The sequence below is a fragment of the Qipengyuania sp. GPGPB31 genome, from assembly GCF_038396345.1.
Lineage (GTDB): Bacteria > Pseudomonadota > Alphaproteobacteria > Sphingomonadales > Sphingomonadaceae > Qipengyuania > Qipengyuania citrea.
In genome coordinates, this window is sequence record NZ_CP149572.1 from 829,842 (window position 1) to 845,353 (window position 15,512).

Sequence of the window (15,512 nt, forward strand, 5' to 3'; positions counted from 1 at the left end):
AGTCACGCGCGGCCCCTAGCGATAGGGCGCATCGGCTTCAAGGTTCGCGGCGATCGCCCGCTCCCACTTGTCCCCGTTCGCCAGCAGCTTGGCCTTGTCGTACAGCAGTTCCTCACGCGTTTCGGTGGCGTATTCGAAGTTCGGCCCCTCAACCACGGCATCCACCGGGCAGGCTTCCTGACAGAAGCCGCAATAGATGCACTTGGTCATGTCGATGTCGTAGCGCGTGGTGCGGCGGCTGCCGTCCTCGCGCGGTTCGCTCTCGATCGTGATCGCCTGCGCGGGGCAGACGGCCTCACACAGCTTGCAGGCGATGCAGCGTTCTTCCCCGTTGGGATAGCGGCGCAGCGCATGCTCGCCGCGGAAGCGGGGCGAGATCGGGTTCTTCTCGAACGGGTAGTTGATCGTGACCTTGGGCTTGAAGAAATACTTCAGCGTGAGGGCATGCGCCTTCACGAACTCCCACAGGGTGAACGCCTTGATGGTTTGCGCGATACTCATCCGTAATGTCCCGTGGCCATCAGATAGCCCGAAATGACGACGACGAAGCCGAGGCTGATCGGAAGGAACACCTTCCAGCCCAGGCGCATCAGCTGGTCGTAGCGATAGCGCGGTACGGTCGCCATCACCCAGCTGAACATGAAGAAGAAGAAGAAGGTCTTGAGCAGCAGCCAGACGATCCCGGGCACGTAATAGAGCGGCGCCCAGTCGAACGGCGGCAGCCAGCCACCCCAGAACAGCAGCGCATTGAGAATGCACATCAGCAGGATGTTGGCATATTCGCCCAGCCAGAACAGCGCGAAGCTCATCGAGCTATATTCGGTCTGGTACCCGGCGACGAGCTCGCTTTCCGCCTCGGTCAGATCGAACGGCACGCGCTGCGTTTCCGCGAGCGAGCTGATGAAGAACATCACCCACATTGGGAACAGCAGCGGATGGATGCCATAGGCGTTGATGAAGCCGAGGCCGAAGCCTTCCTGCGCGCGGACGATGTCGTTCAGATTGAACGTGCCCGCGAACAGCACGACGCACACCAGGATGAAGCCGATCGAGACTTCGTAGCTGATCATCTGCGCAGCGGCGCGCATGGCCGAGAAGAACGGGTATTTCGAGTTACTCGCCCACCCGCTCATCACCACGCCGTACACCGACAGCGAACTGATCGCGAGAATGTAGAGCAGCCCGATGTTGATGTCCGCCAGCACCGCTTCGGCGCTGAACGGCACCACCGCCCACGCGCCGAGCGCGACGGTGAAGGTGAGGATCGGAGCGAGGAGAAAGATCCCCTTGTTCGCCGCCGAGGGAATGATCGTTTCCTGCAGGAACACCTTCAACCCGTCGGCAAAGCTCTGCAGCAGGCCGAACGGGCCTACCACATTGGGACCGCGGCGCAGGTTGATCGCCGCCCACACCTTGCGGTCGACATAGATGACCATCGCGACGCTGAGCATCAGCGGCAGCGCGATCAGCAGGATCCCGGCAAAGGTCGCAAGACCCCAGGCCCATTCGTAGGTCATGCCCAGCGATTGGAAGAATTCGGTCATTCCGCGGCCTCCGCAAGCTCGCCGCTGCCGAGCAGTTCGCTCGAACATTGCTGCATCACCGCGCTGGCGCGGGCGATGGGATTGGTGAGGTAGAAGTCCTTGATCGGATAGGCGGTGATCCGCCCTTCCGCCCTGGCCGTGCTGCCACCCTTGGGCAAGTCCCCATAAGCGGCAAGGCCTTCCTCGCCCAGCGCGGGGACTTCGCGGATCATGTTGGCCTGCAATTCGGCAAAGCTGTCGAAGCCGACCTCGACCTTGAGCGCATCGGCCAGCGCGCGCAGGATCGTCCAGTCCTCGCGCGCGTCACCCGGCGCGAACACAGCTCGTTCGGCGAATTGCACGCGGCCTTCGGTATTGACGTAGGTCCCGTCCTTCTCGGCGAAGCTCGAACCCGGCAGGATGATGTCCGCTGCATGCGCGCCCTTGTCGCCGTGATGGCCGATATAGACCTTCAGGCTGTCGGCGAAGGGTTCGAAATCCATCTCGTCGGCGCCCAGGCTGATGACCACCTTGGGCCCTGCCGCGGCGATGTCCTTCATCCCGCCCTTCTGCGCGAAACCGAGCATCAATCCGCCCATCCGTGCTGCACTGAAGTGCAGCACATTGAAGCCGTTCCAGCCCTCGCGCACCAGCTTGTGCGTTTCGGCAAAGGCGAGGCCTGCCCCCAGCGCGCCCTTGGCAAGCGCCGCGCCGCCCATGATGATGGCGGGGCGTTCGGCGCCGGCGAAGGCATCGACCACCTCCTTGGGCAATTCGCCGAGCACTGCGAGGTCCTCGCCGAGGAACTGCGCCGGATAGGTCGTGTCCCACTGCGGACCGACCACGAAGACCCTGGCGCCGCGCTTCACCGCCTTGCGGATCCGCACGTTGACCAGCGGCGCTTCCCAGCGGATGTGGCTGCCGACGATCAGGATAGCATCGGCGGTTTCGATACCCGCAAAGGTCGAATTGAAATTGACCGCGGCCAAGTTCGACACGTCGTAATCCATGCCGGTCTGGCGGCCTTCGATCAGCGACGAACCGCAGGCCTTGAGCAGCGTCTTGGCGGCGAACATGGTTTCGCAATCGACCATGTCGCCCGCGATGGCGGCAATGCTGTTGCCCGGCTTGGCCTTGGCGATCGCCTTGAACGCCTCGTCCCAGCTCGCCGGTTGCAGCTTGCCGCGCTTGCGCATGAAGACCTTGTCCAGGCGCCGCTTCGACAGGCCGTCGACCTGGTAACGGGTCTTGTCCGAGATCCATTCCTCGTTGACGTCGTCATTGATGCGCGGCAGCGCGCGCATGACTTCGCGGCCACGGCTGTCGAGCCGGATGTTCGACCCCACCGCATCCGAGACGTCGATGCTGAGCGTCTTCTTGAGCTCCCACGGGCGCGCTTCGAAGGCATAGGGGCGGCTGGTCAGCGCGCCGACCGGGCACAGGTCGATCACATTGGCCGACAGCTCATGCTCGGCCGCCTGCTCGAGATAGGTGGTGATCTGCATGTCCTCGCCGCGATAGAGCGCGCCGATTTCGTCCACGCCGGCGATCTCTTCGGAGAAGCGCACGCAGCGGGTGCAGTGGATGCAGCGGGTCATGACCGTCTTGATCAGCGGGCCCATGTATTTCTCGGTCACCGCGCGCTTGTTCTCTTCGTAGCGCGTGGCCCCGCGGCCATAGGCGACCGACTGGTCCTGCAGGTCGCATTCGCCGCCCTGGTCGCAGATCGGGCAGTCGAGCGGATGGTTGATCAGCAGGAATTCCATCACGCCTTCGCGCGCGGTCTTGACCATTTCGCTGTCGGTGCGGATTTCCTGCCCGTCGGTAGCCGGCAGCGCACAGCTCGCCTGCGGCTTGGGCGGTCCGGGCTTCACTTCGACCAGGCACATGCGGCAGTTGCCGGCGATGCTCAGCCGCTCGTGATAGCAGAAGCGCGGGATTTCCTTGCCCGCAAGCTCGCAGGCCTGAAGGACGGTCGCGCCATCGGGGACCTCGATTTCCTGTCCGTCTACGGTGACTTTGGGCATTATTCCGCTGCCTCGGCAAATTTGGCGTTGTGTTCTTCGATCCGGCGCTCGAGCTCGGGGCGGAAGTGGCGGATCAGGCCCTGGATCGGCCAGGCAGCCGCATCACCCAGCGCGCAGATGGTATGGCCTTCGACCTGCTTGGTGACCTGCTGCAGCATGTCGATTTCCTCGATCGCGGCATCGCCGGTGCGCAGGCGCTCCATCATCCGCCACATCCAGCCCGTACCTTCGCGGCAGGGCGTGCACTGGCCGCAGCTCTCGTGCTTGTAGAAATAGCTGATGCGGCTGATCGCGCGGACGATGTCGGTCGACTTGTCCATCACGATGACGCCGGCAGTGCCGAGACCCGAGCCGAGCTCCTTGAGCCCGTCGAAATCCATCGGCGCATCCCAGATCTGCTCGGCCGGAACCAGCGGCACCGACGATCCGCCCGGGATCACCGCGAGCAGATTGTCCTTGCCGCCGCGGATACCGCCGCAATGCTTCTCGATCAGCTCGCTGAACGGAATGCTGAGCGCTTCCTCGACCACGCAGGGCTTGTTCACATGGCCGCTGATCTGGAAGAGCTTGGTGCCCTTGTTGTTCTCGCGCCCGAACGAGCTGAACCACGATGCGCCCCGACGCAGGATGGTTGGCACGACGGCAATCGATTCGACATTGTTGACCGTGGTCGGGCAGCCGTAGAGACCTGCTCCCGCGGGGAACGGGGGCTTAAGCCGCGGCTGGCCCTTTTTGCCCTCGAGGCTCTCGATCATCGCGGTCTCTTCGCCGCAGATATAGGCGCCCGCGCCGCGGTGCAGGAAGACGTCGAAATCGTAGCCCGACTTCGAAGCGTTCTTGCCGATCAGCCCCGCATCATAGGCTTCGTCGATCGCGGCCTGAAGAGTCTCCGCCTCGCGGATGTATTCGCCGCGGATATAGATATAGGCCGCGCGCGCACGCATTGCATAGCCGGCGACCAGCGCGCCTTCGATCAGCTTGTGCGGATCGTGGCGGATGATCTCGCGGTCCTTGCAACTGCCGGGTTCGGATTCGTCGGCATTGATGACGAGGAAGCTGGGACGGCCGTCCTTCGATTCCTTCGGCATGAACGACCATTTCAGGCCGGTGGGGAAGCCTGCCCCGCCCCGCCCGCGCAGGCCCGAAGCCTTCATCTCGTCGATGATGCTGTCATGGCCGCGCGCAATCAGCGATTTGGTATCGTCCCAGTCGCCGCGCTGCTGCGCCGCCTTGAGGCCCCAGTCCTGGAAGCCGTAGACATTGGTGAAGATGCGATCCTTGTCGGCAAGCATCAGAATGCGCCCCCTTGCGAGAGGAAATAGATGGCAGCGACCGCGATAAGCGCGAGAACGCCGAATTTCACGAGGCCCACCAGCACCTTCCAGGCGATCCAGGCGAGCACCAACGCGACGAGGATAGTGACGATCTCCATCACCATTCCTTCCGGTAATCGTGATTGGCATCGACCATCTCGGTCAGCGTGGTCGGCCCGCCGGCGGGTTCGCTAGTGTGCCGGCCGGGTTCTTGCGTGCCGGTCTTCGGCTGCTCGCCCCGCGCCAGTGCGTCGAGCACCGCGTCGAGGCGCTCGGGGGTCAGGTCTTCGTAATTGTCGTCGTTGATCTGGACCATCGGCGCAGTCGCGCAATTGCCCATGCATTCGACTTCGGTCAGCGTCCACAACCCGTCTTCCGACACGTGGCCCTTCTTCATCCCGCGCTTGCTGCAGGTAGCGAGAAGGCCGTCCGAACCACGCAGCATGCACGGCGTCGTGCCGCACACCTGCACGTGGTACTTACCCACGGGCCGGAGGTTGTACATGAAGTAGAAGGTCGCAACCTCGAGTACGCGGATCACCGGCATGTCGAGGTAATCGGCGACATATTCGATCACCGGCAGCGGCAGCCAGCCCTGCGTGTTTGTTTCTTCGCCGACCTGGCGCTGGGCGAGGTCGAGCAGCGGCATCACTGCCGAGCGCTGGCGCCCTTCGGGATAGCGCGCAATCGCCCTGTCGGCACGGGCCCGGTAGCTTTCGGTGAACTCGAAACCGCCCCAGCGCTCGCGCAGCTCGGGGGTATCGGGAGCGAGGGAACGGTCAGCCATTGATCAACCTGCGTTCGACATAACGGCCCACATAGAGACCGATGACGGCAGCGAAGGCCGTCGAAAGGATTTCCTTGAGCGAGCTTTCGCCATGGAAGGCGAACAGATAGGCAGCAACCGCCGAAGCGAATGCCGCAAATGCCGCGATGAAGATGAATACTTCGCGCGCGATCACCGGTCACACTCCCCGAACACGACGTCGATGGCGCCGAGAATGGCGGTGGCGTCGGGCAGCATATGGCCGCGGCTCATGAAATCCATCGCCTGCAAATGACTGAACGCGGTCGGCCGGATCTTGCAGCGATAGGGTTTGTTCGACCCGTCGCTGACCAGATAGACGCCGAATTCGCCCTTGGGGCTTTCGGTCGCGACATAGACTTCGCCGGCGGGGACGTGGAACCCTTCGGTGTAGAGCTTGAAGTGATGGATCAGCGCTTCCATCGACTGCTTCATCTCGGCGCGCTTGGGCGGCGAGACCTTGCGGTCGTGGGAGCAGATCGGCCCGCCGGGCATCTGCGCCAGGCACTGCTTGATGATCTTCGCGCTTTCGTAGACTTCCTTCACGCGCACCACGAAACGGTCGTAGCAGTCGGAATTGGTGCCCACGGGAATGTCGAATTCCATCCGCTCGTAGACGTCGTAGGGCTGCGACTTGCGCAGGTCCCACGGGATGCCTGCAGCGCGGATCATCGGGCCGGAGAAACCCCAGGCGACCGCATCGTCCTTGCTGACCACGGCGATATCGACATTGCGCTGCTTGAAGATGCGGTTGTCGAGCACGAGGCTCATCGCATCGCCGAACAGTTCCTGGAGCCGGCCATCGACCCAGTTGCCGATGTCGACCAACAGCTTTTCAGGCACGTCCTGGTGGACGCCGCCGGGGCGGAACCAGGCGCTGTGCATGCGCGCACCCGAGGCCCGCTCGAAGAAGTTCATGCAGTCTTCGCGCAGCTCGAACACCCACAGGTTCGGCGTCATCGCGCCGACATCCATGACATGGGCGCCGATGTTGAGCATGTGATTGCAGATGCGGGTCAGCTCGGCGAACAGCACACGCAGGTATTGCGCGCGTTCGGGCACCTCTACATTGAGCAGCTTCTCGATCGCGAGGACGTAGCTGTATTCCTGCGCCAGCGGCGAACAGTAGTCGAGCCGGTCGAAATAGGGCAGCGCCTGCAGATAGGTCTTGTGCTCGATCAGCTTTTCGGTGCCGCGGTGCAGCAGGCCGACATGCGGATCGATCCGTTCGATGATCTCGCCGTCGAGCTCCATCACCATGCGCAGCACGCCGTGCGCCGCGGGGTGCTGGGGCCCGAAGTTGATCGTGTAATTGGTGATCACTTCGTCGCCGGTGGTCGGCGACTCTTCCAGATGCATGGCGTGGCTCATGAACAGATCCAGTTACCGCTGTAGCTTTGCGTCTTGCCCGCCGCGTCGGTCACGGTGACATTCGCGGGACGGCGTTGCTCGGTGCCCGCAGCGGGAGCGACCGAGACGGTGAAGCCTTCGCCCGCGAAGCTGGTCCCGTTGCGGATGGCGTCGAGACCGCCCGCCGCGGCATCGGTCAGCACCAGGCTGTCGCCCAGGCGCACCACCGCCTTGCCGGGAACCGAGGCGTCATCGGGCGCACCGGCGATCAGCATTTCGTCCTTGCCGACCATCAGCGTGCAGCCGCCGTCGCGCGCCCCCAGGTCGACGCCGCCGATATCGCCCAGCTTCTGGAGCTGGGTCAGATCGGCACCGCCGGGCGCCGTAACGCTTGCAGTGTTGGGCAGGTCGGGATCGGCCTGCGGTCCGCCAGTGGCATTGCCGTCCTGGCCGATACGGCTGGCGAAATCGTCGGCGCTTTCCTGCTCGGCGGGTTCCGAAGAACACCCGGCGAGCGCCAGCGGGAGGGCAATCAGGAGCAGCCGCTTCATGGCTTGCGCTTCCCGGCCGCAGGCGCGGGGCCGCCGGCATCGTTATCCGGCGCATCCGGCTCGGTCGCTTCGGCGGTGTCGGTGGTCTTGCCCTCGCGCTCGGCGCGTGCGGGCTGGTCCTCGGTCGGTTCGGGAGCCGGGGCGTTCTCGCCGCCGTCTTCCTCGGCCGGGGCACCGGCGCTGACCTTGTCGGCCGCATGTTCGTCGGTTTTCTTGCCCGCACCCGTGTCCTTGGGCGTTTCGGTGGTCTTGGGTTCGTCGACCGGCGGGACATCCGCCTTCTCGTCACCCGGCAGCACGTAATCGGCCCCTTCCCAGGGACTCATGAAGTCGAACTGGCGCAGGTCCTGCGCGAGCTCGACCGGTTCGTAGACCACGCGCTTCTCGTCTTCCGAATAGCGCAGCTCGTGATAGCCGGTGAGCGGGAAATCCTTGCGGAAGGGGTGCCCTTCGAAACCGTAATCGGTAAGGATCCGGCGCAGGTCGGTGTTGCCCGCGAAGAGCACGCCGTACATGTCGAACACTTCGCGCTCGAGCCAGCCCGCATTGGGCCACAGCGTCGTTGCCGTCGGGACCGGCGTGTCCTCGCTCGCCGAACACTTGACCATGATGCGGTTGTTCGTGGTCAGCGAAAGCAGCATGTAAACGACTTCGAACCGCTCCGCGCGGCTCGGATAGTCGACCCCGGCGATTTCCATCAGCTGCTGGTACTTGTGGTCGTCGCGCAGGATGCGCAGCACGTCCTCGATGCTCTCGCGCTTTACGGTGAACAGCAGTTCGCCGTGCTCTTCATGCACATCGAGCAAGTGCGCGCCGAGCGCCTTACCCAGCGTGTCCTTCAGCCCGTTGATCTGCGTGAAGCGGGGTGCGGAATGTAGCGTAGCCATTGCGCCCTACCTCTCGATCGTGCCCGCGCGGCGGATTTTCCGCTGCAGCTGCATCACGCCGTAAAGCAGCGCTTCGGCGGTCGGCGGGCACCCGGGAACATAGATGTCGACGGGGACAATACGGTCGCAGCCGCGCACCACCGAATAGCTGTAATGGTAATAGCCGCCGCCATTGGCGCAGCTGCCCATCGAGATGACATACTTGGGCTCCGACATCTGGTCGTAGACCTTGCGCAGCGCGGGCGCCATCTTGTTGCACAGCGTACCGGCGACGATCATCACGTCGCTCTGCCGCGGCGAGGCGCGCGGAGCGACGCCGAAGCGCTCCATGTCGTAGCGCGGCATGTTGACGTGGATCATCTCGACCGCGCAGCAGGCGAGGCCGAAGGTCATCCACCACAGCGATCCGGTGCGCGCCCACTGGAACAGGTCCTCGGTGCTGGTGACGAGGAACCCCTTGTCGTTCACCTCGGTCTGGAGCGCGTTGAAATAGTCCGCGTCGGGCTGGCGGGTTTCGCCGCCCTGCGCGGCGGGCACGGTCTGCGGCGGGGTGATGATGGTCGAATTGCTCATGTCATTCCCAGTCCAGTGCGCCCATCTTCCATTCATAGGCCAGGCCGACCGCCAGAATGCCGAGGAAGATGATCATCGCGATCCAGCCGGTCCAGCCGGTGTATTCGAGGCTTACCGCCCAGGGAAACAGGAACGAGGCCTCGAGATCGAACAGCAGGAAGCTGATCGCCACGAGGTAGAACTTGACGTCGAACTGGCTCCGCGGGTCTTCGAAGGCGGGGAAACCGCATTCATATTCGCTAAGCTTCTCGGCATCCGGCTTGTGCGCTCCGGTCAGCCGCGACACGCCCATCGGCAGGAAGACGAACAGCGCCGAAAGCCCTGCGGCGAATATCAGGAAGATCAGGATGGGCAGGTATTGTTCGAGGTCGACCACGAATGATTCCTAGGCGTAAAGCTTGGTTCGCGCCCGCCTCTAGGCCCCTCACCCAGATGGCGCAAGGGTGCAGAAATGCGAACAATTCGCAACAATTCCGCACCCCGCGCACACCCCCTGCCCCGGGGTGTTACTTCATCATCGTTTTGACCGCTTTTTCAGTCGCGGGCCCATAGGGCGGCTTGAATCCGCCCAGCTTGGCGACGTCGATCTTGGGCTGGGTATAGATGCTGCGTGCGTGGCTGAATTCGCGGAAGCCCTCGACCCCGTGATAGCTGCCCATCCCGCTCGGTCCGACTCCGCCGAACGGCAGGTCTTCCATCGACACGTGAAAGATAACGTCGTTGACCGTCACGCCGCCGCTGATCGTCCGCGACAGCACCTTCTCGCGCTCGTCGCTGTCCTGGCCGAAGAAATACAGGCCCAGCGGGCGATCGTGGTCGTTCACGTAATCGATCGCCTCGTCGATGTGGCGATAGGTCTTCACCGGCAGGACCGGGCCGAAGATTTCCTCCTGCATCGCGCGCATGTCGTCATTGACGTTCTTGAGGATCGTCAGCGGCATCTTGCGCGCATTGGTGTTGGAGAAATCCTCGTTCCCGGGATTGACCTCGATCACCTCTGCGCCCTTGTCGCGCGCATCGGCAACCAGCTCCTGCAGGCGGTCGAAATGGCGGTCGGTGACGACGCTGGCGTAGTCCTCGTTATCGAGCAGCGTGGGGTACATGTTGGCCGTGCCCTGCCACACGCCGTGGATTGCCTCGTCCTGCTTGCTTTCGGGGACGTAGAGGTAATCGGGCGCGAGGCAGATCTGGCCCGCATTGAGCATCTTGCCCAATGCCACCCGCTCGCCCGCCTTGGCGAAATCGGCACTTTCGCCGAGGAACACCGGGCTCTTGCCGCCCAGTTCGAGCGTGACGGGGACGAGGTTCTTGGCCGCCGATTCCATAACCTTGCGCCCCGTCGCGGTCGAACCGGTGAAGATCAGGTGGTCGAACGGCAGTTCGCTGAACGCGGCGGCGACTTCGGGCCCGCCGGTGAACACCGCGCATTCGTCGGGGGTGAAGTATTCCTCGACCAGTTCCTTGGTCAGCAGGCTGGTCTTCTCGGTGAATTCGCTCGGCTTGATCATCGCGCGATTGCCCGCAGCGAAGATCTGCATCAGCGGGCCGAAGCTGAGATTGACGGGGAAGTTCCACGGGCTGAGGATGCCCACCACGCCCTTGGGCTCGTAGCGCACCTCGGCCTTCGCACCCAGCAGGCCGAGCGGGAACTGGACATGGCGCTTTTCGGGGCGCGACCATTTGTCCATGTGCTTGAGACAGTACTTGCCGAAGTTCACCGTGCCCGCGATGTCGGTGATCATCGACTGGTGCGGCGAGCGATTGCCGAAATCGGCGGCCATCACCTTGCAAAGGTCGTCGGCATGATCGGTGAGCAGCTTCATCGCGCGCTGGATGCGGTCCTTGCGCAGCGCCAGCGGTTCGGGGCGCATCTGGTGGTGCGCGGCGCGCTGCTTGCGCAATACGGCTTCCATTTCGGTTTTCCGGTCGTCCGCCATTGCTCTCTCCGTTTGATATTGCTGCATCGCAGCACTAGGTTGTGGGCCACCAGATAGGTCGCCATTGGCAACCGATATTCCAGAACCGAAGGACATACACAAGCATGACCCAGTTCAGCGCATCCGATCCCGTCGTCATCCTGTCTTACGCCCGCACCCCGATGGGCGGCATGCAGGGCGCGCTCGCCGATGTCTCGGCCACCGATCTCGGGGCCACGGCAGTGAAGGCCGCGGTCGAGCGCTCGGGCGTGCCGGTGGACAGTTTCGACCGCACCTACATGGGCTGCGTCCTTCCCGCCGGGCTCGGCCAGGCGCCCGCGCGGCAGGCATCGATCAAGGCAGGCCTGCCCAAGTCGGTCCAGGCGACCACCGTCAACAAGGTCTGCGGCAGCGGCATGCAGACGGTGATCATGGGCGCCGAAGCGCTCGCCAGCGGCACGGTGGACTATGTCGTCGCGGGCGGGATGGAGAGCATGACCAATGCTCCCTACCTGCTCAAGAAGCACCGCAGCGGCGCGCGCCTCGGGCACGACACCACCTATGACCACATGTTCCTCGACGGGCTCGAGGACGCGTACGAAGAAGGCCGCGCGATGGGCACTTTCGCGCAGGAAACCGCCAATGACTACCAGATGACGCGCGAGGAAATGGACGAATACTCGATCGAATCGCTACGCCGCGCGAATGCCGCGATCGACAGCGGTGCCTTTGCCGACGAAGTGGTCCCGGTCACCTTCTCGACCCGCAAGGGCGAAGTCACGGTCGAGCATGACGAGCAGCCCGGCAAGGGCCGTCCCGACAAGATCCCGCAGCTGCGCCCCGCCTTCGCCAAGGACGGCACGATCACCGCAGCGACCTCGTCATCGATCTCCGACGGTGCGGCGGCCGTGGTTCTGAGCCGCGAAAGCGTCGCCAAGGCCAATGGCCAGCAGCCGGTAGCGAAGATCGTCGCCATGGCCGCGCATGCGCAGGAACCCGCGCAGTTCACCGTCGCCCCGATCGGCGCGATCGAGAAGGTCCTCGACAAGGCCGGCTGGAGCGCGGACGAGGTCGAACTGTGGGAAGTCAACGAGGCCTTCGCCTGCGTCGCCATGTTCGCGATGCGCGACATCGGCATCCCGCACGACAAGATCAACGTGAACGGCGGCGGCACGGCTCTCGGCCACCCGATCGGCGCCAGCGGCACACGCATCATCGTGACGCTGCTCAACGCCCTCAAGCAACAGGGCAAGAAGCGGGGTGTCGCCTCGTTGTGCATCGGCGGCGGCGAAGCCACGGCGGTCGCAGTCGAACTGGTCTGATATTCGGGCACTTACCCCTTTCGCGCGCGTTGAGGCGGGCGAAAGGGGAAGTATCCATGAAGAAGTTTCTGGTCGCCGCATCCAGTGTGGCGCTTGCCGCCTGCGGTTCCAACGAGGCAGAGGCTCCGGTCGAGCCGATCGAAACCGCTGACACGACGCTCGACAGCACCGCCACCGGTAATGTCGCCGGCACCTATGAGGTGAAGCTCGCCGACGGCAGCGTCACGATGCAGACCATCAATGCCGATGGTACCTACGTCGACACGACTCCCGATGGCACCCGCATCGGCGGCGGCACTTGGCGCACCGGCGACAATGGCACGATGTGCTTCGATCCGGAAGGCAACGATCCCGAGGAATGCTATACCGGGGGTGCGCCGGCAGAAGACGGTGCTTTCGAAATGCGCGGCGAAGACGGCACGGTCCAGTCCTCCGTCCGCAAGGTCGAAGCCCAAGCGATGGCCGCCCCGTCGGAATGACAAACGATCAGGGCGGCGCTACGCTAGCCGCCCTTATCGTTCGCAAGGGAGGATTTCATGACGTTCAAGCTTTTGCCGATCGTTGTGCTTGGGGCGCTGATTGCCGGATGCAGCAACGAGACCAACGCCGACATGCAAACGCCGATCGAAGGGAGCGAACGTGCCTCTCCTGCCGCCTATGTGATGGGACCGGGCAGATATGCCATCGAGGGCGGTGACGGAACGGTCTATTCGCAGACTGTCGTCAAGCCTGACGGAACCTATGCGGATCTCGATGGCGAAGGCAATGAAGTCGGACGCGGAACCTGGCTGGACGAGCGCGGCCTCGCCTGCTTCGATCCGGATGGAGACGGGCCCGATCAGCAGGAACGCTGCTGGACGAATTCCGCCTTGGCCGAAGACGGGAGTTTCACAAGCACGCGCGACGACGGAAGCGAGAGCTACACGATCCGCCCGATCGGCGGATAACCTTCAGGGTTCGCCCGCGCCCCACAGCCGGTTCTGCGCGATATAGCCCCGATAATCGTCGATGCGAAGTTCGCACCAGCCATCGTCGCAGCCTCCGAGCGCGCCGACCACGCCGGGTTCGACGCGCCATTTAAGCATCGCGTCGTGCGACGGGCCATCGCGCAGTTCGGCCAGGCCGTCCCCGATGACAATGGCCCCGCGATCGGGACTGAGCAGCCGGGCCACGACCCACCCCTGCGCGCCGTCGGGATCCTCGATCAGCCGCCAGCCTTCCATCAGTCGCAGGACCTTCACCGGCAGGCCGGGAAGCCGGTAGACCCAGTCAATCTTGTAATCCGCGCTCGGGCCGACACGCATGTTGAGCACGCTTGCACGGATCGTCGCCCAATAGGGGGTTTCGCGGTCCTGCGCCTGCAGGGGAGCAGCAAGGCCGGCCAGCAGCAGGAAAGGCATGAATAGGCGTGCAAACATCGCGGTGGTGAATCGGGCATCGCGCGCTTCCAGTCAACGCCCTTGATGCGCGATATCGCAGGCAGATCCTTGACCACGGCGCCGCCGCCGTCCTAGCGCTACTGCACACATGGAAAGCCCCGACACCCGCCCCGCCAAGCGTCTCGAACGCACGCCGCGCGTCTTCGTCACGCGTCACCTGATGCCTTCGGTCGAAAGCCGCATGCGCGAGCTGTTCGACGTCAGCCTCAACACCGAGGATCAGCCGCTCGCGCGCGAACAGCTGGTCGCCGCGATGCAGGAATACGACGTGCTGGTGCCGACGGTGACCGACCGGATCGATGCCGAAATGATCGCCGCTGCCGGCCGGCAATTGGGGCTGATCGCCAATTTCGGCGCGGGCACCGAACACATCGACCTCGCAGCGGCTTCCGCGCGCAATATCCTGGTCACTAACACCCCGGGCGTCTTCACCGACGACACCGCCGATCTCGCCATGTCGGGGATTATCGGCGTGCCCCGCCGCATCCGTGAAGGGGTCGAACTGATCCGCAGCGGCCGGTGGACCGGCTGGACGCCTACTGCGCTGCTCGGGACCAAGCTGGCGGGCAAGGTGCTGGGGATCGTCGGCATGGGCCGGATCGGCCAGGCGGTGGCACACCGGGCGCATGCTTTCGGGCTCGAGATCGCCTATCACAACCGCAAGCGGCTGCCCGAAGCGGTGGAACGCATGTTCAAGGCGCGCTGGGTCGAACAGCTCGACGACCTGATGAGCGAAGCCGATATCCTGTCGCTGCACTGTCCCGCCGGCCCCGATACGCACCACATGATCGATGCGCGGCGGATCGGCCTGATGAAGGACGGCGCCTGCCTCATCAACACTGCCCGCGGCGATCTGGTCGACCAGGAAGCGCTGATCGCCGCGCTGGAAAGCGGCAAACTCGCGGGTGCGGGGCTCGACGTCTATCCCGACGAACCCGATGTCGACGCACGGCTGATCGCCCACCCCAACGTGATGACACTGCCGCATATCGGCAGCGCCACGCGCGAGGGGCGCGAGGACAGCGGTCTGAAGGTGATCGCCAATATCCGCATGTGGGCCGACGGCCACCGCCCGCCCGATCAGGTGCTTAGCGGGCTAGTGTAACTTGCCGATCCGTTCGTTCACCAGTTCCACGATCCGCCTTACGGCGGAACGCGAACACCCCATCTCGAAATGGCGGAAAGGGAACTTTACCTCCTCATCCCGTTCAGTGGCCTCACCCCTGGCACTCCGAGGCGAAACAACCCCATCGACGGGCGACCACATGGCGACCGTATAGGCCTCGGGTTTGGTGGCGGGGTCATCGTGTATTGGGGGATGATCGACTGTGTGGTCGGCAAACAATTCGTAGAGCCGCCAGGCGTTATTGTCTCTCCTGTCCCCCGAAAACGGAGTGCCAAGCGTCAGCACCATCGCGACCTTCTCCGGATGTCGTTGGGCAAGCACGCGAGCGTAGAAGCCACCAAGGCTCCAGCCCAGCAAAATCGCCCTTTGGTCCGACCGATCGACGATGTCCGACAACAGCGTTTCCAGAGCCATAAACTTCACAGCTGAGATCGTCAGGTTGCGGCCCAGGCCCGCCGCGTATGGCTTGTAGCCGGCAGCGGCGAGCGAGGAGCGAAGAAACGCGGTTGAACGGTCACCCGATGCCATTCCCGGCACGACAAGGACAGGACGCCCTTGCCCCATGGGCTCGGTGGTCACGGGGCGTCGGTACGGGGCAAGCGCGATCTTCGGGAACATGAGGGGCTCCCGCATCCATTTCAGAAGCGATGGAGCCTTCGTGTCCGAGCCGCCATCCCCGT

At 63.9% G+C, this 15,512-nt stretch carries 19 protein-coding genes; 4 read left to right on the forward strand and 15 right to left on the reverse strand.

Annotation, left to right across the window (positions count from 1 at the left end; translation table 11 throughout):
* Window positions 1–15 precede the first annotated feature (15 nt).
* The 13 genes from nuoI to WKH79_RS04330 all read right to left on the reverse strand — a co-directional run bounded on the left by nuoI (window position 16) and on the right by WKH79_RS04330 (window position 10,966).
* A complete protein-coding gene (gene nuoI, locus WKH79_RS04270) occupies window positions 16–501 on the reverse strand; it encodes an NADH-quinone oxidoreductase subunit NuoI (protein ID WP_050601230.1) in 486 nt (161 codons plus the stop codon).
* Window positions 498–1,544, reverse strand: coding sequence for an NADH-quinone oxidoreductase subunit NuoH (gene nuoH / locus WKH79_RS04275; protein WP_050601229.1), 1,047 nt, complete (start codon window positions 1,542–1,544; stop codon window positions 498–500). The genes nuoI and nuoH overlap by 4 nt, the downstream gene beginning before the upstream one ends.
* A complete protein-coding gene (nuoG, locus tag WKH79_RS04280) occupies window positions 1,541–3,550 on the reverse strand; it encodes an NADH-quinone oxidoreductase subunit NuoG (protein ID WP_341859704.1) in 2,010 nt (669 codons plus the stop codon). The genes nuoH and nuoG overlap by 4 nt, the downstream gene beginning before the upstream one ends.
* Window positions 3,550–4,842, reverse strand: coding sequence for an NADH-quinone oxidoreductase subunit NuoF (nuoF, locus tag WKH79_RS04285; RefSeq protein ID WP_083437405.1), 1,293 nt, complete (start codon window positions 4,840–4,842; stop codon window positions 3,550–3,552). The genes nuoG and nuoF overlap by 1 nt, the downstream gene beginning before the upstream one ends.
* Window positions 4,842–4,982 carry a hypothetical protein gene (locus tag WKH79_RS04290; protein ID WP_197458229.1) on the reverse strand — a complete coding sequence of 47 codons (141 nt, stop codon included), beginning with the start codon at window positions 4,980–4,982 and terminating at the stop codon, window positions 4,842–4,844. The genes nuoF and WKH79_RS04290 overlap by 1 nt, the downstream gene beginning before the upstream one ends.
* Window positions 4,982–5,650 carry an NADH-quinone oxidoreductase subunit NuoE gene (nuoE, locus tag WKH79_RS04295; RefSeq protein ID WP_050601227.1) on the reverse strand — a complete coding sequence of 223 codons (669 nt, stop codon included), beginning with the start codon at window positions 5,648–5,650 and terminating at the stop codon, window positions 4,982–4,984. The genes WKH79_RS04290 and nuoE overlap by 1 nt, the downstream gene beginning before the upstream one ends.
* Window positions 5,643–5,825 carry a hypothetical protein gene (locus tag WKH79_RS04300; RefSeq protein ID WP_063511447.1) on the reverse strand — a complete coding sequence of 61 codons (183 nt, stop codon included), beginning with the start codon at window positions 5,823–5,825 and terminating at the stop codon, window positions 5,643–5,645. Before WKH79_RS04300 ends, nuoE begins: the two co-directional genes overlap by 8 nt.
* Window positions 5,822–7,039 (reverse strand): NADH-quinone oxidoreductase subunit D, encoded by a 1,218-nt coding sequence (locus WKH79_RS04305; RefSeq protein WP_341859705.1) that lies wholly within the window; start codon window positions 7,037–7,039, stop codon window positions 5,822–5,824. Before WKH79_RS04305 ends, WKH79_RS04300 begins: the two co-directional genes overlap by 4 nt.
* Window positions 7,036–7,569 carry a hypothetical protein gene (locus WKH79_RS04310; RefSeq protein WP_341859706.1) on the reverse strand — a complete coding sequence of 178 codons (534 nt, stop codon included), beginning with the start codon at window positions 7,567–7,569 and terminating at the stop codon, window positions 7,036–7,038. Before WKH79_RS04310 ends, WKH79_RS04305 begins: the two co-directional genes overlap by 4 nt.
* A complete protein-coding gene (locus tag WKH79_RS04315) occupies window positions 7,566–8,456 on the reverse strand; it encodes an NADH-quinone oxidoreductase subunit C (RefSeq protein WP_341859707.1) in 891 nt (296 codons plus the stop codon). The genes WKH79_RS04310 and WKH79_RS04315 overlap by 4 nt, the downstream gene beginning before the upstream one ends.
* A 6-nt stretch (window positions 8,457–8,462) precedes the next feature.
* A complete protein-coding gene (locus WKH79_RS04320; RefSeq protein ID WP_082835494.1) occupies window positions 8,463–9,029 on the reverse strand; it encodes an NADH-quinone oxidoreductase subunit B in 567 nt (188 codons plus the stop codon).
* Window position 9,030: 1 nt separating this feature from the next.
* Window positions 9,031–9,405 carry an NADH-quinone oxidoreductase subunit A gene (gene ndhC / locus WKH79_RS04325; protein WP_050601222.1) on the reverse strand — a complete coding sequence of 125 codons (375 nt, stop codon included), beginning with the start codon at window positions 9,403–9,405 and terminating at the stop codon, window positions 9,031–9,033.
* Window positions 9,406–9,535: 130 nt separating this feature from the next.
* Window positions 9,536–10,966: a coniferyl aldehyde dehydrogenase gene (locus tag WKH79_RS04330; RefSeq protein ID WP_082847423.1), complete on the reverse strand. Its 1,431-nt coding sequence runs from the start codon at window positions 10,964–10,966 to the stop codon at window positions 9,536–9,538.
* A 104-nt stretch (window positions 10,967–11,070) separates the two neighbouring features.
* On the opposite strand from WKH79_RS04330, the gene WKH79_RS04335 reads away from it, so the two are divergent.
* Genes WKH79_RS04335 through WKH79_RS04345 form a run of 3 tightly spaced genes read left to right on the forward strand, consistent with a single transcriptional unit; the run spans window position 11,071 to window position 13,214 of the window.
* On the forward strand, window positions 11,071–12,267 hold the full coding sequence (locus WKH79_RS04335; protein WP_160766760.1) for an acetyl-CoA C-acyltransferase: 1,197 nt from the start codon (window positions 11,071–11,073) through the stop codon (window positions 12,265–12,267).
* Window positions 12,268–12,323: 56 nt separating this feature from the next.
* Entirely contained in the window at window positions 12,324–12,746 is a 423-nt protein-coding gene (locus WKH79_RS04340; protein WP_341859708.1) for a hypothetical protein, read from the forward strand.
* A gap of 57 nt (window positions 12,747–12,803) precedes the next feature.
* A complete protein-coding gene (locus tag WKH79_RS04345) occupies window positions 12,804–13,214 on the forward strand; it encodes a hypothetical protein (protein WP_341859709.1) in 411 nt (136 codons plus the stop codon).
* Window positions 13,215–13,217: 3 nt separating this feature from the next.
* Here the strand turns inward: WKH79_RS04345 and WKH79_RS04350 are convergent, their stop codons facing one another.
* A complete protein-coding gene (locus WKH79_RS04350; protein ID WP_063506588.1) occupies window positions 13,218–13,685 on the reverse strand; it encodes an SH3 domain-containing protein in 468 nt (155 codons plus the stop codon).
* A gap of 109 nt (window positions 13,686–13,794) precedes the next feature.
* Here WKH79_RS04350 and WKH79_RS04355 point away from each other — a divergent pair, with 109 nt between their 5' ends.
* Window positions 13,795–14,811: a D-glycerate dehydrogenase gene (locus tag WKH79_RS04355; protein WP_341859710.1), complete on the forward strand. Its 1,017-nt coding sequence runs from the start codon at window positions 13,795–13,797 to the stop codon at window positions 14,809–14,811.
* On the opposite strand, the gene WKH79_RS04360 is transcribed toward WKH79_RS04355, so the two are convergent.
* The gene (locus WKH79_RS04360; RefSeq protein WP_341859711.1) at window positions 14,803–15,450 is read right to left on the reverse strand and encodes an alpha/beta hydrolase; all 648 of its coding nucleotides are present in this window, start codon (window positions 15,448–15,450) and stop codon (window positions 14,803–14,805) included. The genes WKH79_RS04355 and WKH79_RS04360 overlap by 9 nt on opposite strands.
* Between the last annotated feature and the right edge of the window lie 62 nt (window positions 15,451–15,512).

Excerpts from the sequence above, each read along its gene's own strand:
- WKH79_RS04360 (WP_341859711.1), bottom strand. The coding sequence starts at position 15,450 with ATGTTCCCGAAGATCGCGCTTGCCCCGTACCGACGCCCCGTGACCACC.
- WKH79_RS04340 (WP_341859708.1), top strand. The coding sequence starts at position 12,324 with ATGAAGAAGTTTCTGGTCGCCGCATCCAGTGTGGCGCTTGCCGCCTGC.
- WKH79_RS04315 (WP_341859707.1), bottom strand. The coding sequence starts at position 8,456 with ATGGCTACGCTACATTCCGCACCCCGCTTCACGCAGATCAACGGGCTG.
- WKH79_RS04320 (WP_082835494.1), bottom strand. The coding sequence starts at position 9,029 with ATGAGCAATTCGACCATCATCACCCCGCCGCAGACCGTGCCCGCCGCG.
- WKH79_RS04330 (WP_082847423.1), bottom strand. The coding sequence starts at position 10,966 with ATGGCGGACGACCGGAAAACCGAAATGGAAGCCGTATTGCGCAAGCAG.
- WKH79_RS04290 (WP_197458229.1), bottom strand. The coding sequence starts at position 4,982 with ATGGAGATCGTCACTATCCTCGTCGCGTTGGTGCTCGCCTGGATCGCC.
- WKH79_RS04355 (WP_341859710.1), top strand. The coding sequence starts at position 13,795 with ATGGAAAGCCCCGACACCCGCCCCGCCAAGCGTCTCGAACGCACGCCG.
- WKH79_RS04305 (WP_341859705.1), bottom strand. The coding sequence starts at position 7,039 with ATGAGCCACGCCATGCATCTGGAAGAGTCGCCGACCACCGGCGACGAA.
- nuoE (WP_050601227.1), bottom strand. The coding sequence starts at position 5,650 with ATGGCTGACCGTTCCCTCGCTCCCGATACCCCCGAGCTGCGCGAGCGC.
- WKH79_RS04350 (WP_063506588.1), bottom strand. The coding sequence starts at position 13,685 with ATGTTTGCACGCCTATTCATGCCTTTCCTGCTGCTGGCCGGCCTTGCT.
- WKH79_RS04310 (WP_341859706.1), bottom strand. The coding sequence starts at position 7,569 with ATGAAGCGGCTGCTCCTGATTGCCCTCCCGCTGGCGCTCGCCGGGTGT.
- WKH79_RS04345 (WP_341859709.1), top strand. The coding sequence starts at position 12,804 with ATGACGTTCAAGCTTTTGCCGATCGTTGTGCTTGGGGCGCTGATTGCC.
- nuoI (WP_050601230.1), bottom strand. The coding sequence starts at position 501 with ATGAGTATCGCGCAAACCATCAAGGCGTTCACCCTGTGGGAGTTCGTG.
- nuoH (WP_050601229.1), bottom strand. The coding sequence starts at position 1,544 with ATGACCGAATTCTTCCAATCGCTGGGCATGACCTACGAATGGGCCTGG.
- nuoF (WP_083437405.1), bottom strand. The coding sequence starts at position 4,842 with ATGCTTGCCGACAAGGATCGCATCTTCACCAATGTCTACGGCTTCCAG.
- WKH79_RS04335 (WP_160766760.1), top strand. The coding sequence starts at position 11,071 with ATGACCCAGTTCAGCGCATCCGATCCCGTCGTCATCCTGTCTTACGCC.
- nuoG (WP_341859704.1), bottom strand. The coding sequence starts at position 3,550 with ATGCCCAAAGTCACCGTAGACGGACAGGAAATCGAGGTCCCCGATGGC.